Raw genomic sequence first — 16,363 nt, 5'->3', positions numbered from 1 at the left:
AACACACACTTCGACGGATACTTCCGCATTATTTTACGCGCACAATCCGGCCATCCTGTAGCAGTTGCGCCGCAAAATTCCAGATGTCGCGCTGCATCGAAAAGGCGACATCGTCCCGGAGATCAGGGTTTGACAGCAGCTTGCGGCCATTGCGCGCTTCCGAGGCGGCGGCCAACAGGTTGCCCTGCCCAGCTCGAAACAACTTCAAGGCCATCAAGGCGGCGTCGGAAACGCGCGCGGTTGCTGCGTCGTTCCAGAGCAAGTCACACAGTGCTCCCGCGCCTAGCACATCCTCCAGCGCGGTTTCCTCGAATGTGCCGCTGCAAATGATGATCAACGACTCGCTCGCATTCTGGCGCACGGTTTCGGCTGTCGCGGCCAGGTTGAGGAATGAGGCGGCCCAGACGGAGGCGGCATGGGCGCATGAGCGAAGCGCGCGGGTGCCGTTCGTGGTTGTGGAAACAATTGTTCTGCCGCGCACCCGTGCCGGCGTGAACTCCCGCGGCGAATTGCCGAAATCGAAATCGACTCCACCGGATTGCGCCGCTTGAATGCGCACGCCGTCCCTTTCGCCCGCAAGCAGCACCGCGGGATTGCGCGCGCGGAGTGCGACGGCTTCCGCAATTTCGCCCACGGGAATCACCGCTTCGGCGCCGTTTCCCAGCGCATTGATCATGGAACTCGTCGCGCGAAAAACATCAAACACCACGCAGGCAGTTCCCGCGAGATTCCGTTGTTTCAGTTCGTTGAAGTCGGCGGGCGTGAAAAGAACTTCCAAGGTTTTCAGATTCATCAAGTCAGGCGGCTTGTTCAGGCATTTCGTTTCGTGCGCATATAATGAAACAGATACTGCTGCGCGTAACCTGAATTCGGGCCGAAGTGTGTTTCAGAAAATCGCAGCAATCGTTTCGCCGAGGGACGGCGTCGCGGAAAGTACAGCTGGCACAGGGCCTTGATCACCCACACATCCACAGGAAACGCGGTCGGAAAACCGCATGCGAAAAGCAGCACGCAATCGGCGATCTTGCGGCCGACGCCCGCCAGCTGCATCAGATCGCCGCGAGCAGTTTCCAGTGAAGTGGAATGGAGGGCTGCCAGGTCGATGCTGCCCGAGTCCACCGCCCGAGCCGCCGCGAGCAGGTACGGCGCGCGAAATCCCATTTTACACGCGCGCAGCTCTCCCTCGGTCGCCGACGCGATCTGCGCCGCAGTAGGAAACGCAAAAGCCGGATTCGCATCGAAGGAGGGAATGAGGGTTCCAAAACGTGTGCAAAGCAGAGCCACGATCTGCCGGATCTGCACGATTTGCTTTGTCGATGAAAGGATGAATGACGCCAGGCATTCCCATGGATCCTGGCGAAGCAATCGCAAGCCGCGGCATGACGTAACAGCCTGGCGCATGGGCTCGTCGTCAGGAAAAGTTTGCAAAATCGCCTCGAGGGTCACGTCCAGCTGCAGGTAATGACGCAGCCAATGCCAATCCTGCACAGGCACGGCGGTTTCTGCTAAGATCGTACCGGGCCCATTCACGAGGCGCACGCAGCGGCCATCGATGATCCCGTTCCAGGCTTCATCCTTGAATTCCCAGCGAAACGCCTGGCCTGAAACAAGGGTCGCTGCGAGATCGTATTGGTCCACCACGAATGAGTGCTGGTTTCGCATGATGGCTACCGTGCGCGGGTCATTGGCGATTTACGTTCGAACGGACGCCGTGGATCGAGCCGCTCGCAAGACCACGCGCCCTTCACTTGAGCGACCGGCATTCGAAGACCTGGTACGTGTGAAAGATGCGTCCGCGATAACGGGCATGAAATTGGCCGAGTTCCGTGACGGATTCGAAATCCTCAAGCACCGAGGCAGGGGCGGGTTTTCCGCGATGGGAATGCAGAAGGAGATTTGTTTCGCCGCCCAGCCATTTGAAGAACCACCCATCCACGAGTGGAGGTCCGCCGAGCTCGCGCACAAAGAGAGCATTCTCACCACGGCGTCGTTGATCGCGATAGCCCGGCCAGAAAAAATACTGGTTCTTTGGCGTGCTGCTGCGTTCGGCATACACAACCGGATTCCGGCTGACATTGGTTTTCGCCTCGTCGATGTAAAAGCTGAACAAGCCCGTCTGCTGGTAGTGGCCGCAGATGATGAACACCGGCTGGCCGTCCTTGCGAAACTCCTGGCGCAGCCTCTCGATCACGCGGCCTGAGTCGCTGTAACTGCGCACGCGTGTCATTGGATCCATTTTCGGCGGAAGGGGGCGCCCCGCAAACTTGCTGACGAGATCAGCCTCGTGCATCAACACGACCGCAAACGCGCCGAGGGATATTCCAAACGTCAGTGCAGGACGAGCCCAGCGGCAAACCTCGGGCCATCGGTCACGCCAGTACAGAACCATCAGGCAGAACATCGGCAGGATGGCTGGCGCGATCCAGTTCGGAAGGATGCGGGTGCGAAACGACCAGAAAAAGTAGACGAGGAACAATGGCGTTCCCATCGAGAAAAGGAAGATCGCGAGCGGGTTCGTTCGCATCCGTTTCCAAACGGCAATCGAAGCCCAGATTGCACCAACGAAAAAGATTGGGTTCAGAAGCGCGAATTCGACGCCGAGAAATTCAAACGTCCTTGGATTCCATCGGCGATCCAGTCCTGCATTGTCGGCAACGTGCACCACGGTGATCCAGTCACGCTGCGCATTCCAGATGATCACGGGAAGCGTGCAGAGCGCGTTGACGAGCAATGCGACATAGGGTCCGGGGCGCTGCAGGTGGACGCGCGCGGGTTTCCAGGCAATGAAAAAAACCGCCCAGCAGAGCCATTGCAACAGCGCGGTGTATTTGCTGAGAAATCCCAATCCCATCCAGAGTCCGGCCCATGCCCAATCGGACGTTCTGCCGTGCGGTTGTGTTGCGCGCCAGCCCGCGACCATCGCAAGCGTCCAGAAGAAGACCAGCAGTGGATCAATGGTCATCAATGTCGCACCCACGCTGAGCAAGGGAGTGGTGGATGAAACGAGCAACAGGACGAAACCGGCAAAGCTGCTGACGTGACGCCGAAAGAACTGGAGCAGCAACAGGCTCACCGCGGCCGCGAGAACCGGCGAAAAGAAACGGACGCCGAGTTCGGTGTCGCCCCAGATTTGGGTTCCGAGCCATTGCGTCAGCGCGATCATCGGCGGCTTGCTGAAATAGGAAAGCGCCAGGTGCTTGGACCACGTCCATTGGTAGGCTTCATCGCCGCTCAGTTGAATTTCGCCGCCCGAGATGTAGCTGATGCGCAGGAGGAGAAGGACGGTGATCACCACATACCCGAGGCGAAGCCAATGCGCATCCATTTCGGATGCCGTTGCTTCAACCCTGCTCGAATCGTCTGAGGGCCGGACTGCAGGGCGGATCAACGATGGCAATCGATTCCACCAGATCGGAAACCATCTGCGCCCGAACGCTTGCCACAGCGCATTGAACAGCCAAACGCCCGCAGCGCCGTAACCCGCACCCACGATGGCACCCAGCAGGACGTCGCCAGGATAATGCACTCCGTTGTAGAGTCGGGAAAACGCAATGAGACAGGCAAGCGGAAGGAAAAACCAGAGCGAGCGGCGGAAGTAGATGAAAAAGATCGTCGTCGCGCAGAACCAATTCGCCGCGTGAGCCGACGGCATGCTCCGGCGGCTTGCCTTTCTTGGTGCCACGTCGGCCACTGCTTCCGTGATTTCGGCATCCTCGGATGATTTCAATTGAGGCGGTGCCTTGGCGCCGGGCTGGCGAATGTCGGAATGGGTTACGTACGGACGAGCACGGCCTGTCGCCGATTTGATCGTGTTGATCACGAAGCCGTCGCCCGGACCGACGATGAGAATGATCATCAGCAGGCAGATTCTTGCGCGGGCCTCTCCCTTCCAAAGCATCGCAATCCCCGCGATGACGATTGCCGGAAAAAAGAACGCGTTGCCGCTGAGGAACGGCATGACGACGTCGAAGACGGGGTTGCTCAGTGTTTGATTAAAAAAACGGAGCAGACCGAGGTCGAGTTCCTGCAGCCAATGCACGGCGAGATTCGGTGACGAAACTGAATCAGTAGACTACGAGCGAGCGAATGCGGCTTCCCTTCAGACGATCGCGGCCGTTAAGAAATTTCAACTCGATCAGAAACGACACTTCCAGGATTGTGGCCCCCAGTTTTTCAACGAGCGCGACTGCTGCGGCTGCCGTGCCGCCTGTGGCCAGCAAATCATCGATCAACAGCACGCGGGCGCCGGGTTGCAGTGCATCGACATGCATCGCCACGGAATTCTTCCCGTATTCCAGCGCGTAGTCCTGTTCCAGCGTTTTGAACGGGAGCTTCCCTTTCTTTCGAACGGGAACAAACCCTGCCTCGAGCCGGATGGCGGCCGCCGAGGCGAAGATGAACCCGCGCGCGTCAATGCCGACCACGGCATCCACTTCGCCGGGATTGAAGCCATCGATCATGAGATCAATCGCTGCGCTGAAAAGCTTTGCATCCGCGAGGACTGGAGTGATGTCCTTGAACTGGATCCCGGGTTGCGGAAAATCCGGAACGTTCCGGATGGCGCGTTCAATGTCAGCGACGCTGGGGCTGGTAATCATGCGTCCGTTGTTGTGAAGAAAACTGGCGGACGGTGCAAGGTGAAAATCCGGGGCACAGGTTTCCTCACCTGTCCACCCTCCGCAGTAGCCGCTACGGAGGACGGGCAATACGGCGGACTTCGAAGTCTGCGTTACGCCTGGCGGCGTGAACGATGCGTTTTATTTAGTATGCAAGAAGCCGAAAGTATTTGCCCGGGTCGCCATCCAGGGGAAGCCCGACGTTCTGCACTGCGCCGTTACCTTGAATCACATGCTCGTCATTCCACACTACGGGCGCCGCGAGGTTGGTGGTCGATTGAAGGAGGTAATGGACTCCGGCCTGCGTCGCAAAATCCATCGAAAGGTTCGCGCCGTTTAACGACGTTGTGACCTGCGGTGGTTGGATCGCCTGAACTGAAATCACACCGGTTCCCGTCAGCTGCGTCGCATCCCAAATCAATCCTGCTGGCAACGATGGCAGATTGACGCTCGTGAACGTGCCAGACTGGGATGTTGCATTGATCAAATCGAACGTGTCACCGATTTGAAGTTCGGGACCGGCATTCGTAACCACCAGGATTCCGCTGCGCGTAAACAAACCCGTGACATCCAGCATGTCGTTTGTGGGCATTGATCGATCCAGTTCCATCACAAGCGTGCTGCCCGCATTCAAATTAAGGTTGTTGGTAATCGTCAGGCGGCCGATCGGATCGCCGGGCGACAGTCTTGCGCCGGATTGAATGGTCACTGCGCCTCGCGTGAAGCCTCGTCCGCCCAGCGTTGCGCCGCTCGCAACCGTGATGGGGCTCGTTCCATTGAAACCATTGAGCCGCAGGGTTCCCGCGGACACCGTGGTTGTGTTGGTGTAGGTGTTTGTGGATGACAGCGTGAGCGTGCCTGCTCCCGCCTTGATGACCCCGATGGGCGCGCCGTTGGCAGATGCGAGGATCGGACCGCTAACCAGGTGATTCCCGTTGCCGCTGAAGTTTAACGTGCGCCCGCCGGTGAGTGAACCGACGTAACGGTTCGTCGAGGCGAACACCAGAAGACCGGCATCGGATTGAATGTTGAACATGTTGCCGCCGACTTCGATGGATATCGGACCCGCAAGGATGTTTGTGCCCGCGAGATTCTGTATCGTCGGCACCGCGTTATTGCGGCAATTGATTGTCATCTGCGCCGGAACCACGACATCCCCGCTCGATCCGTCCAGTTGCAACGTCGAGCTGCCGTTGTTGTTGTTGCGGATGAGAATGCTGCCGAAGCTCTGCAGTGCGTCAGGATGGGCGGCGCGGACGATCCCGTCATTGACTGAGGTGCTGGCGGAATCAATGGTGAGGGTTCCCGAAAAGGAGTTGGCGCCGCTCAGGATCAACGTCCCCGTGCCACCTTTCACCAGGCCGTTCTGGCCACTGAGCGGGACCGCAACGTTCGCTGTTCCCTGGTTCACCACAATGGAGGCGGCACTTGCAGTTGCTGAATCCAAAGACAAATCGCTGCCGTTGGTCGTGATGAGATTCCATGTTTGAGCACCCGAGGTGTCCCCAAAACGAAGGGTGCCGATCGTGCGCGAACTGTCGAGGTTCACGGTGCGGTCGGAGAAGATGTTCAACGTGCTGAAGTCGGCTGTGAAGCTGGGACCATTCGCGATAAACCCGCCCTGCCACCGCCCAGGTTCGCTCCACAAGCCGTCTGCGTTCGAAATCCAGGTGCCGCTGCCGCTGACCACAGGCATTGAGATCGAAAGAACCGCAAACGCACTTGCCCCAGCATTGTCCGTGACGCGGATCGTGAAGTAGTTGGTGCCGTTATCAGCCCCCGTTGGCGTGCCGGACAGCGCGCCATTGGGAGAGACGTTGAGCCACGCGGGCCCAATAACCTTGCCATAGGTGAGTGTGTCGTTCGGATCGGCATCAATCGCGAGATCGCCAATCCAATTGGTGTAAGCCCCGCCCTGGAGTGCGTTCCCGCCCGCGACGAAATGGGTCAGCATTTGGGGCGGCTGGTTGGTTTGCAACGCGGCGATCTGTGCAGGGCTGAGCGCTGAGCTGGCAATGATGACTTCGTCCATCGCGCCGGAAAACAGCGGATCGGCAACAAACTGGCTCTCCCCGAGAAAATTCATCCGCGGGCTGAAGCTCGCGGGCGAACTCGAGATTCCGCTGGCAACCCCCACCTGTGTGCCGTTGACATACAGACGGGCGGTGTTGCCCGCGAGGGTGATTGCGACGTGCTGCCATTGATTCGCGACAAGCGCCGGCGCCTGCACCATTTGCTCCGTGCCGCCGTTTCGAATCGCAAACCGCAACGTGCCGCTTCCCGAACTCGGCGTGAGGAACATGTAATGCGTCGTGCTGTTCCCGAAGTCGAAGATGCGCTGCCAGTTTGCGCCGCCGTCCCATTTTATCCAGGCGGCAAAGGTGAAGGCGTTGCTGCTCGCGATATTCTGGGGCAGCGTGACCTTCGTGTTCACGCCGTCGAATACAAGCGCCTGGCCCGCAGGACCGTTGGTGTAGACAGGACCGCCGGAAACCAGCGCGTTGTTGCCGTGGCCGGAACGGTCCAGGGAATTGCCGTCGAATCCCAACTCGGCGAAGCTGCGCGTTCCGTTGTTTGGCAGCGCCTGGACGTGCGACAAGGGAGCAATGTGAGCGCGATACATCGTGCCCATCGGGGTCAGCCCGCCTTCGTCGTAATGGGTCTGGCGCACGAACTCCACGCGGCTGTAAACGGAATACCGTTCAATCCAGGGAGTGTCGTCCATCATTCGGATCATCGCCTGAATCACTGCCGCATTCTGTTCATAGGTGGGATCTGCGCCGCCCGTCCAGTTCGCGCCGTTGTTGAACTCGGTCAGCCAGATCGGACGTTTGGCGATGTCGTAAATTGTCTTGAGAAAATTGTAGAGCTGATTCGCAGCGCCCGCCGCGTCCCCGTTGTTCCCGTAGCTGCGATAGTAATGAATGGGAACGTAATCCACCCGCACGCCAGCGGCGTCGGCCTTGTTCAGGAAATCCGTGATCCAGCCCTGGCCGCCGTCCGTGACCGCGGGAGCGCCGACTCGCAGTCCCGTGCCGAGAAGGTCGCCCCAACGCGCGACAGCGTCATCAACCGATCCCGGCGGGTTCAGATTTTCGTAGGCGTCTTCGACGGAGTTGTTGGGTTCGTTGTATCCAAGCAGGTGGTTGATTCCGCGTGTCTGCCAGTTCTGGTTCAAGTCTGGCCAGTTCGGCTGCTGCTTGATCGCCACGTATTCGCGGTCGCGTGTGGAGTTGGCGTTGATGCTCCAGTTGTACCACCAATGCGCATTGAGTTCGGAGGGCGAAATATCCGAGGCGCCTTTCTTGGTCACCCAGCGCCATGGAAACACGCGGACGAAACGCACTTTGTCATCCAGCGCGGACGGTAAAAGGCTCACCTCCAGGTCGCCATCCTGGGCCACATAATTGCGGCTGATCCCTGTGCCGTTGTCGTTCTGGGCCAGCGTTGCGGTGTAGCCGCGCTTGAGCCGAAACGAGCTGATCGCCTGGCTCATGGATCCCAGGTTTGCCGAGTTGTAGGCGGTGTAAGGGCTGAGGGTTCGGGAGGCACCAGTAAAATGCGGGCCAGCAAAGACTTCGAGAGGCTGGAGGTTCGAGGGGTATGGGATGATGACGGACCCTGTTGAATACTGGATGACGCGGACGTTGTTATCGACAACCGCATTCGCCCCGTTTACGCGCACCTGACCTAGGTAGCTCGACGCAGCGACCGATGGAATTATCCCCGGGAGAAACAGCCAGGAGTCGCGCGAGTTGAGGTGAATCAATGATGTTGAAAGCGGCGTGTTGGACGCCGTGAGCCACAACTCGCTGCGTCCGCTCATTTGGACGATCGTGTTCGTGAGCGAAGCAAAAGTCGTGGTTCCGTTCGTGAGAGTGAGGCTGGTCTGTGCCGTCACAGGTACAGAAAGGAAAAGGAGGAAAACGAATGCGCGTGCGAAATTCATAACGTATCAATCCCATGCGGCTGTGCGGGCTCGAGCCAATCGCGCAGCGACGAGGGTTTGGCAGGATACATCGGGGAGGCGAAGAGGTGAATACCCCAATAGGGTGAAAGGAATTTGAGCGCGGAGCCGATTGCCCACGGTTGCCGGAACGCCGATTTGCATCCGGCTTGCAATATTCGAAAACCGATCGTGTCCCGATTGAGAGGGATATCCGCTGCCAAAAACGAGGGCCACCCCTTCACGAATTCGAACGCCCCTGCGAAAAATGGACACCCGAAGCCGATTGAAAATCGGCGCTCCAGTCCAGCGCTTCGTGCTGCTGGCATTTTGGCTGCGGGATGTTTAGACTGCCGCGATGCTTGAACCTCTTGGCAATCCCGAGATCCGCAAATTGAAGGCCGCCGCGCAACGGCTTGAGCCCGTCCTGAAAGTGGGCAAGGCGGGCCTGAGCGAAGGATTTGTGCGGAGCGTCGACGAGGCTCTGTCGCAGCATGGTCTCATCAAAATCAAGTTTGCCGAATTCAAGGAGCAAAAGAAGGAACTCGCCCCGCAGCTGGCGGAAAAGACATCCAGCCACTTGATCATGCGGGTCGGCAACGTGGTCGTGCTCTATCGTCCGAAACCCGCGGCTGAGGTCTAGCCGCGAGCGCCTGCCCTTCACCTCAGGCGGCGGTGATAACAGGCGCCGCTGTGGCGCGCAGCTTTTTCACCAGCACCTTCGAGTTTCGTCCGCTTTGATCGTACTTGTCGCGGCGGCTCGGCGGCAGATCGTCACGTGTTCCTTCCGCAAATCCGCCCTTGGATTGGAAATATGTGAACGCCTGGGTCGAAAGCGTCAGCAATTCGTTGAGGTTCAACTCACGCGCCTTGGCCTCGACGAACTGGATGAGCTTGCGTCCAATTCCCTGGTTCTCGTGTGAAGGATTGACGTAAAGACACGCGAGTTCCCCTTTGCTGTGCTCGGGATACACGTGCAGCGCGACACACGCGACGGGATTGCGATCGATCTCAAAGATATAATAGTCGCCGAGCGATTTCTCGATCACTGCCCGCGTGCGCTTCACCAGCTCGTCCGATTCAACCGCTTTCTTCGTGAGCAGTTGAATGGCGCGAACGTCCTTCTTCTTCGCGGGGCGAATTTGCTGGTACTCATTCGCGTATATTAGCGTCCCGATTCCGTCGTTCGAAAAGACCTCTGCCAGCAGGCCTTCGTCGACGCGTCCGTTAATGATGTGCACGCGCTGGACTCCCGCAGTGCAGGCCACTGCGGCGTGTTGCGCCTTGGAAAGGATTTCCGCGGGAAAACCGGCCGTGTTCTGCTGGAGAAGCTTCTTCAACTCCGCCACGAGCATCTGGCGGATCAACAAATCATTGTACCGCAATCCATCGTGCGCAGTGATGAATATCAGCTTCGTTGCCTTCAGCGCTTCCGCAATGGCCACGGCGACGCCGTCCGAATTCACGCGATACGTCTTGCCGTCGCCATCAAAGCCCAGCGGCGGAACCACGGGAACGATGCCCTGGCTCAACAGCGTTTGCAGCAGTTCGGTATCGACGCGCTCCACCTTTCCCGTGTTGAGGTGGTCAATGCCCTGGATGATGCCCAGCGGGTGTGCGATGACTGCGTTCGTGCAGGCTGCGCGCAGGTCGTTCGCCGAAAGACCTTCCAGGATTTCGTGCGTGAGGCGGTTGGCTGCATCCATTGCGAGTTGCAGCGTGGGAAGATCCGTGATGCCTGAGCCATCGAGGTTGGAAGCGCGCACGTTGTGCTTCTCTGCAGCCGCGCGAATTTGGGCGGAGGCGCCATGAACGAGCACGACGCGGATGTTCAACGAACGGAGCACTGCCACATCGAGGAGAATGTTGGCAAAATTCTCGTCCGTGACGATGACCCCATCGACCGCGATGATGAACGTCTTTTCCCGGAATTGCGGGATGTATTGGAGAATGCCGCGGAGGTCTGTCAGTTTCACGTTAGCTCAATTCGAATTCTGGCGGCAGATAAGTAAAGGGTTTGGAAATGGATTCAACCCATTTCTGCGCGCCTATTTCACGGCGAGCAATTCGACTTCGAAGATCAGCGTGGAATTGGGCGGGATTGCTCCCGGATATCCGGCTGCGCCATATGCGAGGGCGGGAGGAATCGTCATGCGCACCTTGTCGCCGACCTTCATTGTCGCGACGCCCTGATCCCAGCCTGCAATGACCTGGCCGGTGCCGAGCACAAATTCGAACGGCTGCTTGCGATCCACCGAGCTGTCGAACTTCTTTCCGTCGAGGAACGTTCCGGTGTAATGAACGGACACGGTTTGTCCGCGGCGCGGCTGGGGACCGCTGCCAGTCTGCAGTGTTTCAATTTTCAATTCTTGAGCAGGCATGCGGCAGTCTCCGCCGGGATACGTGGACCCGTCAATAGGTTTGGAGCGTATCGCGCCAGGACACTACAGTTCCAGCGCGCGCCACAAGTACCAGGCGGCGGTGCTGCGATGGGGCTTCCAGCGTTCGCCTTCCTTTAGAAGTTCCTTCGGGGTCGGCAGATCCTTCCAGCCATGGATCAACGCAAATCCTTTCCGCACGCCGTAATCGCCAACAGGCAGAACGTCGGGCCGGCCAAGCGTGAAGATCAGCAGCATCTCGACCGTCCAGGGTCCGACGCCTCTGACGCTGGTGAGTCGTTCCAGAATTTCGGCGTCCGATAATTTTCGCGCTGCCGCGGCAGTGGGCACAATTCCGCTGAGTGCTTTTTCCGCGATGTCACGGATTGATGCAGCCTTTGCCGCGGACAATCCGGCCGCGCGCAACTGGGCGTCGGGCGTCGCCAGGATGTCCTCGGGTTTTGGAAAGCGCTTTCCGGGATACAACGCGAGGACCCGCCTGAGAATGGTCATGGCGGCAGTGCCGTTTAGTTGCTGATGCGTGACGGCAGACACGAGCGCCTCAAACGGAGAGCGGCGCGTCTTCGGTTTGAGAGTGCAGGGCCCGACGCGCGCGATGAGCTTTGCCATCGTGGGATCCGTCCGCCGCAGGTATTCGACAGCTTCAGGCGTCATGCTGCGCTGCCAAAGGAGGAAACCAGGCGTTCACCGTGGGGCAGCCAATCCAGCAGTGACAAGGTTTTGACTGTTGCGATCTTGGAGATCAGCCACTTGCCCTCAACCTTCTTGAACGTGAAGTTCACCTCCTGCAACATGGCCCGCTCCCCGTTGATGAAGGCATCGACGGTCAGGTTCGCCACGGCGGTTTCGCCATCGGGTTGCAGCTCCACGTGGATGTCCAGGAACTCAATGCGAAGATTCTTTAAATTGGCATGGGCGGCGAGCAACCCCTGGCGGATTTCCGTGCGGCTGTTGATTGATTGCCGCCCGATGTAGCCGCGCACATCGATTTCAAGTTCGACGTCCTGGGTGAAGTAACCCCCGACGCTGTCGACGGACAAAGCGCGGCTGATGTTTCCCTCATCACCCTCGAACGACACCGTTTCAGCGAGGTCGGCGAGGTTTGACTTGATCACACGTTCGGGGCTGGGGAAGAAGTAGCGCCACGCCAGTATGCCCACGGCGACTACGACCGCGATCGTGATGATACGAATAGATTTTTCCATAAAAGGACCTTGCCAATGATTCTGCGCCGCTGCGCCTGGCCTTTGACGTGCAATTCCTCGGGCATCGTCCGGTTATCGCCCACAACATAATAGTGACCGGGCGCCACGGTCTGCGGCGCAATGGTCCAGGAGGTTGGAAACCCGGGAGTGAGATAAGGTTCCGGCAAAAGTTCGTCATTGATGAATACCTTCCCATTGCGGAACTCAATGGTCTCGCCGGGCAGGGCGAGGACGCGTTTCATCAGCAGGCGGTGTTCGCCCGAGTGTGCAATGGCAACCACGTCGTATCGGCGCGGGTCGTGCCAGCGATACGCGAGGCGGTTCACGAAGTTGACCCCATTGTCCGCGTAGGTGGGCAGCATGCTCGGACCCTGAACCTTGATCGGGACGGCAACGAACTTGTAAACCAGCCAGACGCCGGCCACGAGAAAGAGGATGCGGACGAGCGTAAATGCCGGGTTGCGCCCGATGGTGATGATCTGCAGCCATCGCAGCAGCGTAGAACCGTTGGTATCCTTTGCCATGTGCCTGAACGCGAATGAGTCTCAATGTTCCTCCATCCTCGCACAAGTCCATTCGATGCCGAAAGGCTGGGCAACCACGAATCATGCAGCACGGCAGAGCGCAAACAATACGGGAAGAGCGAATTACGCTAATTTGCCCGAACTGAAGCCAAGGCGGACAGAGGGATTTTTTAACCACGAATCACACTAAGCACACGAACAGAGGGCACTGCCTTTAAGATTCAAATCTAACCACGGATGGACAACGGGTACACACGGATTCTTCAACCCACCATGCAGGTAGGGCAGAGCTCACTGGGGTCCAAATCTGGCTCGCCTGTGACGCCTGCCGACATGGAAGTCGGCGACACAGTCCCGACTCGTCGGGAGAAACCTCCCCTACGATCTTCCTCTTCTCTTCGTCGCGGCCTTCGCGTGAGGCTATTTGGTTGACCACGGACAGTCGGTATAACCACGAAAGACACAGCGTTTTGACTGCTCGAGACGCTGAATTCAGGAGCTTGCTGCGTTTCGTGTGGTTCGAGTGATTCGTGGTTGCCTCCTCTCGGCAATCAGTGCGACGGCGGGAGGACTGCACGATGGGCTCAAAAAGGTTCGTCCGGGCTGATGCGCGGCGCGAGCGCAAGGTCGCTACCGACGCCTGCGGGCCGTTCGCGACGCGCGCGATCCCCGCGCCATCAGGGCTTCGATTTCGTCCGCTTCAACAGGAATCTCCGCCATCAAGTCGACGGGACCGTTCCGCGTCACGACCACGTCGTTCTCAAGTCGCACGGCAAGGTTTTCCTCAGGGATGTAGATGCCGGGCTCGACGGTCATTACCCAGCCTTCCTGCATCGGCTCTGTCGTGATGCCAACGTCATGAACGTCGAGACCGAGAGGGTGGCCAAGGCCGTGCATGAAATATTTTTTCAACGCGGGCGAGTCCGGATTTTGTCGTTTCACTTCGCGCAGGGTGAGCAGTCCGAGATCAACGAGTTCCTTCTCGAGCAGTTGCTCGCCTTCCTTTTGCCACTCCTTGATGTGCTTTCCGGGTTGAAGGTTTGCAATGGACTGCCGCAGAACACGCAGGACCGCATCGTAAACCGCGCGCTGGCGGCGCGTAAATTTTCCATTCACCGGGATCGTGCGCGTCAGATCTGCGTTGTAATTGGCATAACAGGCGGCGACGTCAAGCAGGAGCATATCGCCATCGCGGCACTCCTGGTCATTGGCGATGTAGTGCAGGCAGCAGGCGTTTCGTCCGCTTGCAATGATTGGCAGATAGGAGAAACGCGCCCTTCCCCGAATGAACTCGTGCGCGAACTCAGCCTCGATGTCGGATTCCGAAATGCCGGGTTTGGTGAAGCGCGCCACGCGCGCAAAGGCCTTGCCCGTGATGTCACAGGCCGTGCGAAGGAGATCGATCTCGATCCCGGATTTCACCGCGCGCAAGCGATGGAGCAGGGGCGCAAGGCGTTCATAACGGTGCAATGGATATTGCCGCATCGTGTCGGCGATGAACCGCGCTTCGCGGGTTTGCACTTCAACCACGGCGCGCTTGTGCTCGTTGCTGTTGAGGAAAACCGACTGGGCCTCGCACATGAGCCGATGCAACTGGCGTGGGAATTCACTGAGCCAATGAATGGTTTTAATCCCTGTGACGGCTCGTGCTTCGTCCTTTGTCAGCTTGTGCCCTTCCCAGAGTTGATTCTCGGAACTCGGTTCGCGGAGGAACAGAATTTCGCGCTGCTTTTCGTCGTCGGCATCCGGAAAGAGCAGGAGAATGGTTTGCTCCTGTTCCACGCCTGTGAGGTAAAAGAGATCGGAGTTGGGGACCATCGCCAGCGTTCCATCCGCATTGGTCGGGCAGACGTCGTTGGCATTGACGATCGCGAGTGCCATGGGCGGCAGGAGCGGTTTCAGGCGACCCCGGTTGCCAATGAACAGTTGCGGAGAAATCGGTTCGTGACGCATAAGTTGCGCGCCAAAGTTCAAAGTTCGAAGTTCAAAGCGCAACCTTGAAATCTTGGAAGATCGCGAACGACGCGGAACCGTTCGATCAACCTTGCTGCCACTGGCCATCCACGAGGCGCCACACGTTCAACGGATTTCCTTCCTTCAATTCATCGGGAAGCGCGGCATCGGGGAAGCCCTGGAACGAAACCGGGCGAACGAAGCGTTCGATCGCGCGCGAACCCACCGATGTCGTGCGCGGGTCGGAACAGGCGGGATACGGTCCGCCGTGGGTCATCGCATGGCACACCTCAACGCCCGTGGGAAATCCGTTGCAGACGATCCGTCCCGCCTTGGCGACGGCTGCCTGGATCAGCTGGCGGTGATTGGCCAGATCCGCTTCGGTCCCATGAAAGGTGGCCGTCAGCTGGCCTTCCAATATCTGCGCGCCCTTCAACATTTGATCGGCCGAATCGCATTCAACGAGAAGTGTCGATGGACCAAAGACTTCATCCATCAGCGACGGATGCTTCAGGAAGTTGGAAGCATCGGTGGCAAACAACGCTGCGCCCGCCTGTGGATTTTCGCCAGTGCCTGCAGCAGCTTGCGCCAGCACGCGCACGCCGGTTGCCTGCGAGAAGGTGCCCACGCCCTTTTGATATGCCTTGCAGAGATCGGTGGTCAGCATGGAGGCTGGCGGCGTGCTGCGGATCAGTTCCGATAACTTCCGGGCCAGGACATCGGATCCGGAACCGCGCGGAACAAACACGAGGCCGGGATTGGTGCAGAACTGGCCGACACCCAGGGTGACAGAAGCGTGCAACCCGGCCGCCAATTCCTCCGCTTTTTGGCTGAGCCGTTCAGGCAGCACGAACACGGGATTGATGCTTCCCATTTCAGCGTAGACCGGGATGGGCTCGGGTCGCGCAGCGGCGGCATCCATGAGCGCGCGGCCGCCGGATCGCGAGCCAGTGAAACCGACGGCCTTGATGAGCGGATGTTTCACAAGCGCAACGCCGACCTCGCGCCCTGGGCCGAACAGCATGGAAAACGTTCCGTCAGGAGCGCCGATTTCCCGCGCCGCCTGCTGCACGAGCAGTCCCACCATTTCCGACGTGCCAAGGTGTCCGTGGTGCGGCTTCACGATGACGGGACAACCTGCGGCAAGAGCCGAAGCGGTGTCGCCGCCAGCCACGGAAAAAGCCAGCGGGAAATTGCTCGAACTGAACACCACCACGGGCCCGAGCGGAGTGAACATGGATCGCAAGTCAGGTTTCGGCACGGGTTTGCGATTGGGATCGGCGTGATCGATCCGCACGTTCATCCACCAGCCGTCTTCGATCAGGGTGGCGAAAAGCCGCAGCTGGCCGCAGGTGCGGGCGGTTTCGCCCTGGAGCCGGCCCAACGGAAGGGCGGTTTCCAGATGCGCGCGTTCCTGGATCGCCGCCGCGTTCGATTCGATCAACTCCGCGATCCGCCGCAGGAGGGCTGCGCGCCCCTTGGCAGGCCACTGTGCGAACTGCGCGAATGCAGAATCGGCAAGCTCGGCCGCGCGATCCACGTCGTGGCGACTGGCCCAGTGATAACCGGGGTCAAGCCTGGCGCCCGTGGCGGCGTTGACTGCAGGCGTTGCTGTTCCCGTCGCTGTCGCGCGGCCATTTCCCAGAATCGAGAGTCCTTCCAGTTTCATATCACAGTCTGCTGCTGCTTTGGCTGAATTCAAATCGGGTGCGTTGCACAC

At 59.0% G+C, this 16,363-nt stretch carries 13 protein-coding genes; 1 reads left to right on the top strand and 12 read right to left on the bottom strand.

Annotated features, from left to right (window positions below):
* Positions 1–28: 28 nt before the first annotated feature.
* From VEH04_07690 to VEH04_07670, 5 genes are all read right to left on the bottom strand, one after another.
* On the bottom strand, positions 29–793 hold the full coding sequence (locus VEH04_07690) for a 2-phosphosulfolactate phosphatase (GenBank protein ID HYG22646.1): 765 nt from the start codon (positions 791–793) through the stop codon (positions 29–31).
* A gap of 17 nt (positions 794–810) precedes the next feature.
* Entirely contained in the window at positions 811–1,662 is an 852-nt protein-coding gene (locus VEH04_07685) for a DNA glycosylase (protein ID HYG22645.1), read from the bottom strand.
* An 82-nt stretch (positions 1,663–1,744) separates the two neighbouring features.
* Positions 1,745–4,039, bottom strand: a complete 2,295-nt coding sequence (locus VEH04_07680; GenBank protein ID HYG22644.1) for a glycosyltransferase family 39 protein — start codon at positions 4,037–4,039, stop codon at positions 1,745–1,747.
* Between the two features lie 25 nt (positions 4,040–4,064).
* Complete coding sequence (locus VEH04_07675) at positions 4,065–4,598, bottom strand: adenine phosphoribosyltransferase (GenBank protein HYG22643.1); 534 nt, start codon at positions 4,596–4,598, stop codon at positions 4,065–4,067.
* A 163-nt stretch (positions 4,599–4,761) separates the two neighbouring features.
* Complete coding sequence (locus tag VEH04_07670; protein HYG22642.1) at positions 4,762–8,565, bottom strand: LamG-like jellyroll fold domain-containing protein; 3,804 nt, start codon at positions 8,563–8,565, stop codon at positions 4,762–4,764.
* Positions 8,566–8,920: 355 nt separating this feature from the next.
* Between VEH04_07670 and VEH04_07665 the strand changes: the two genes are divergently transcribed.
* Complete coding sequence (locus VEH04_07665; protein ID HYG22641.1) at positions 8,921–9,205, top strand: YhbY family RNA-binding protein; 285 nt, start codon at positions 8,921–8,923, stop codon at positions 9,203–9,205.
* A gap of 22 nt (positions 9,206–9,227) precedes the next feature.
* Here VEH04_07665 and argA read toward each other — a convergent pair whose 3' ends face one another.
* The 7 genes from argA to VEH04_07630 form a co-directional block, all read right to left on the bottom strand.
* Positions 9,228–10,538: an amino-acid N-acetyltransferase gene (gene argA / locus VEH04_07660; GenBank protein HYG22640.1), complete on the bottom strand. Its 1,311-nt coding sequence runs from the start codon at positions 10,536–10,538 to the stop codon at positions 9,228–9,230.
* A gap of 72 nt (positions 10,539–10,610) precedes the next feature.
* Positions 10,611–10,943 carry an FKBP-type peptidyl-prolyl cis-trans isomerase gene (locus VEH04_07655; GenBank protein ID HYG22639.1) on the bottom strand — a complete coding sequence of 111 codons (333 nt, stop codon included), beginning with the start codon at positions 10,941–10,943 and terminating at the stop codon, positions 10,611–10,613.
* Positions 10,944–11,006: 63 nt separating this feature from the next.
* The gene (locus tag VEH04_07650; protein HYG22638.1) at positions 11,007–11,615 is read right to left on the bottom strand and encodes a DNA-3-methyladenine glycosylase 2 family protein; all 609 of its coding nucleotides are present in this window, start codon (positions 11,613–11,615) and stop codon (positions 11,007–11,009) included.
* Complete coding sequence (locus VEH04_07645; protein HYG22637.1) at positions 11,612–12,166, bottom strand: hypothetical protein; 555 nt, start codon at positions 12,164–12,166, stop codon at positions 11,612–11,614. Before VEH04_07645 ends, VEH04_07650 begins: the two co-directional genes overlap by 4 nt.
* Positions 12,127–12,690, bottom strand: coding sequence for a signal peptidase I (gene lepB / locus VEH04_07640; GenBank protein HYG22636.1), 564 nt, complete (start codon positions 12,688–12,690; stop codon positions 12,127–12,129). The genes VEH04_07645 and lepB overlap by 40 nt, the downstream gene beginning before the upstream one ends.
* A 630-nt stretch (positions 12,691–13,320) precedes the next feature.
* Entirely contained in the window at positions 13,321–14,643 is a 1,323-nt protein-coding gene (locus VEH04_07635; protein ID HYG22635.1) for an aminopeptidase P family protein, read from the bottom strand.
* Positions 14,644–14,728: 85 nt separating this feature from the next.
* Positions 14,729–16,312, bottom strand: a complete 1,584-nt coding sequence (locus VEH04_07630) for an aldehyde dehydrogenase (NADP(+)) (protein ID HYG22634.1) — start codon at positions 16,310–16,312, stop codon at positions 14,729–14,731.
* Between the last annotated feature and the right edge of the window lie 51 nt (positions 16,313–16,363).

It is taken from the genome of Verrucomicrobiia bacterium (assembly GCA_035629175.1).
GTDB lineage: Bacteria > Verrucomicrobiota > Verrucomicrobiia > Limisphaerales > DASXHY01 > DASXHY01.
The sequence above is the reverse complement of the archived record's forward strand: the minus strand, read 5'-3'. Positions and strand labels throughout refer to the sequence as shown.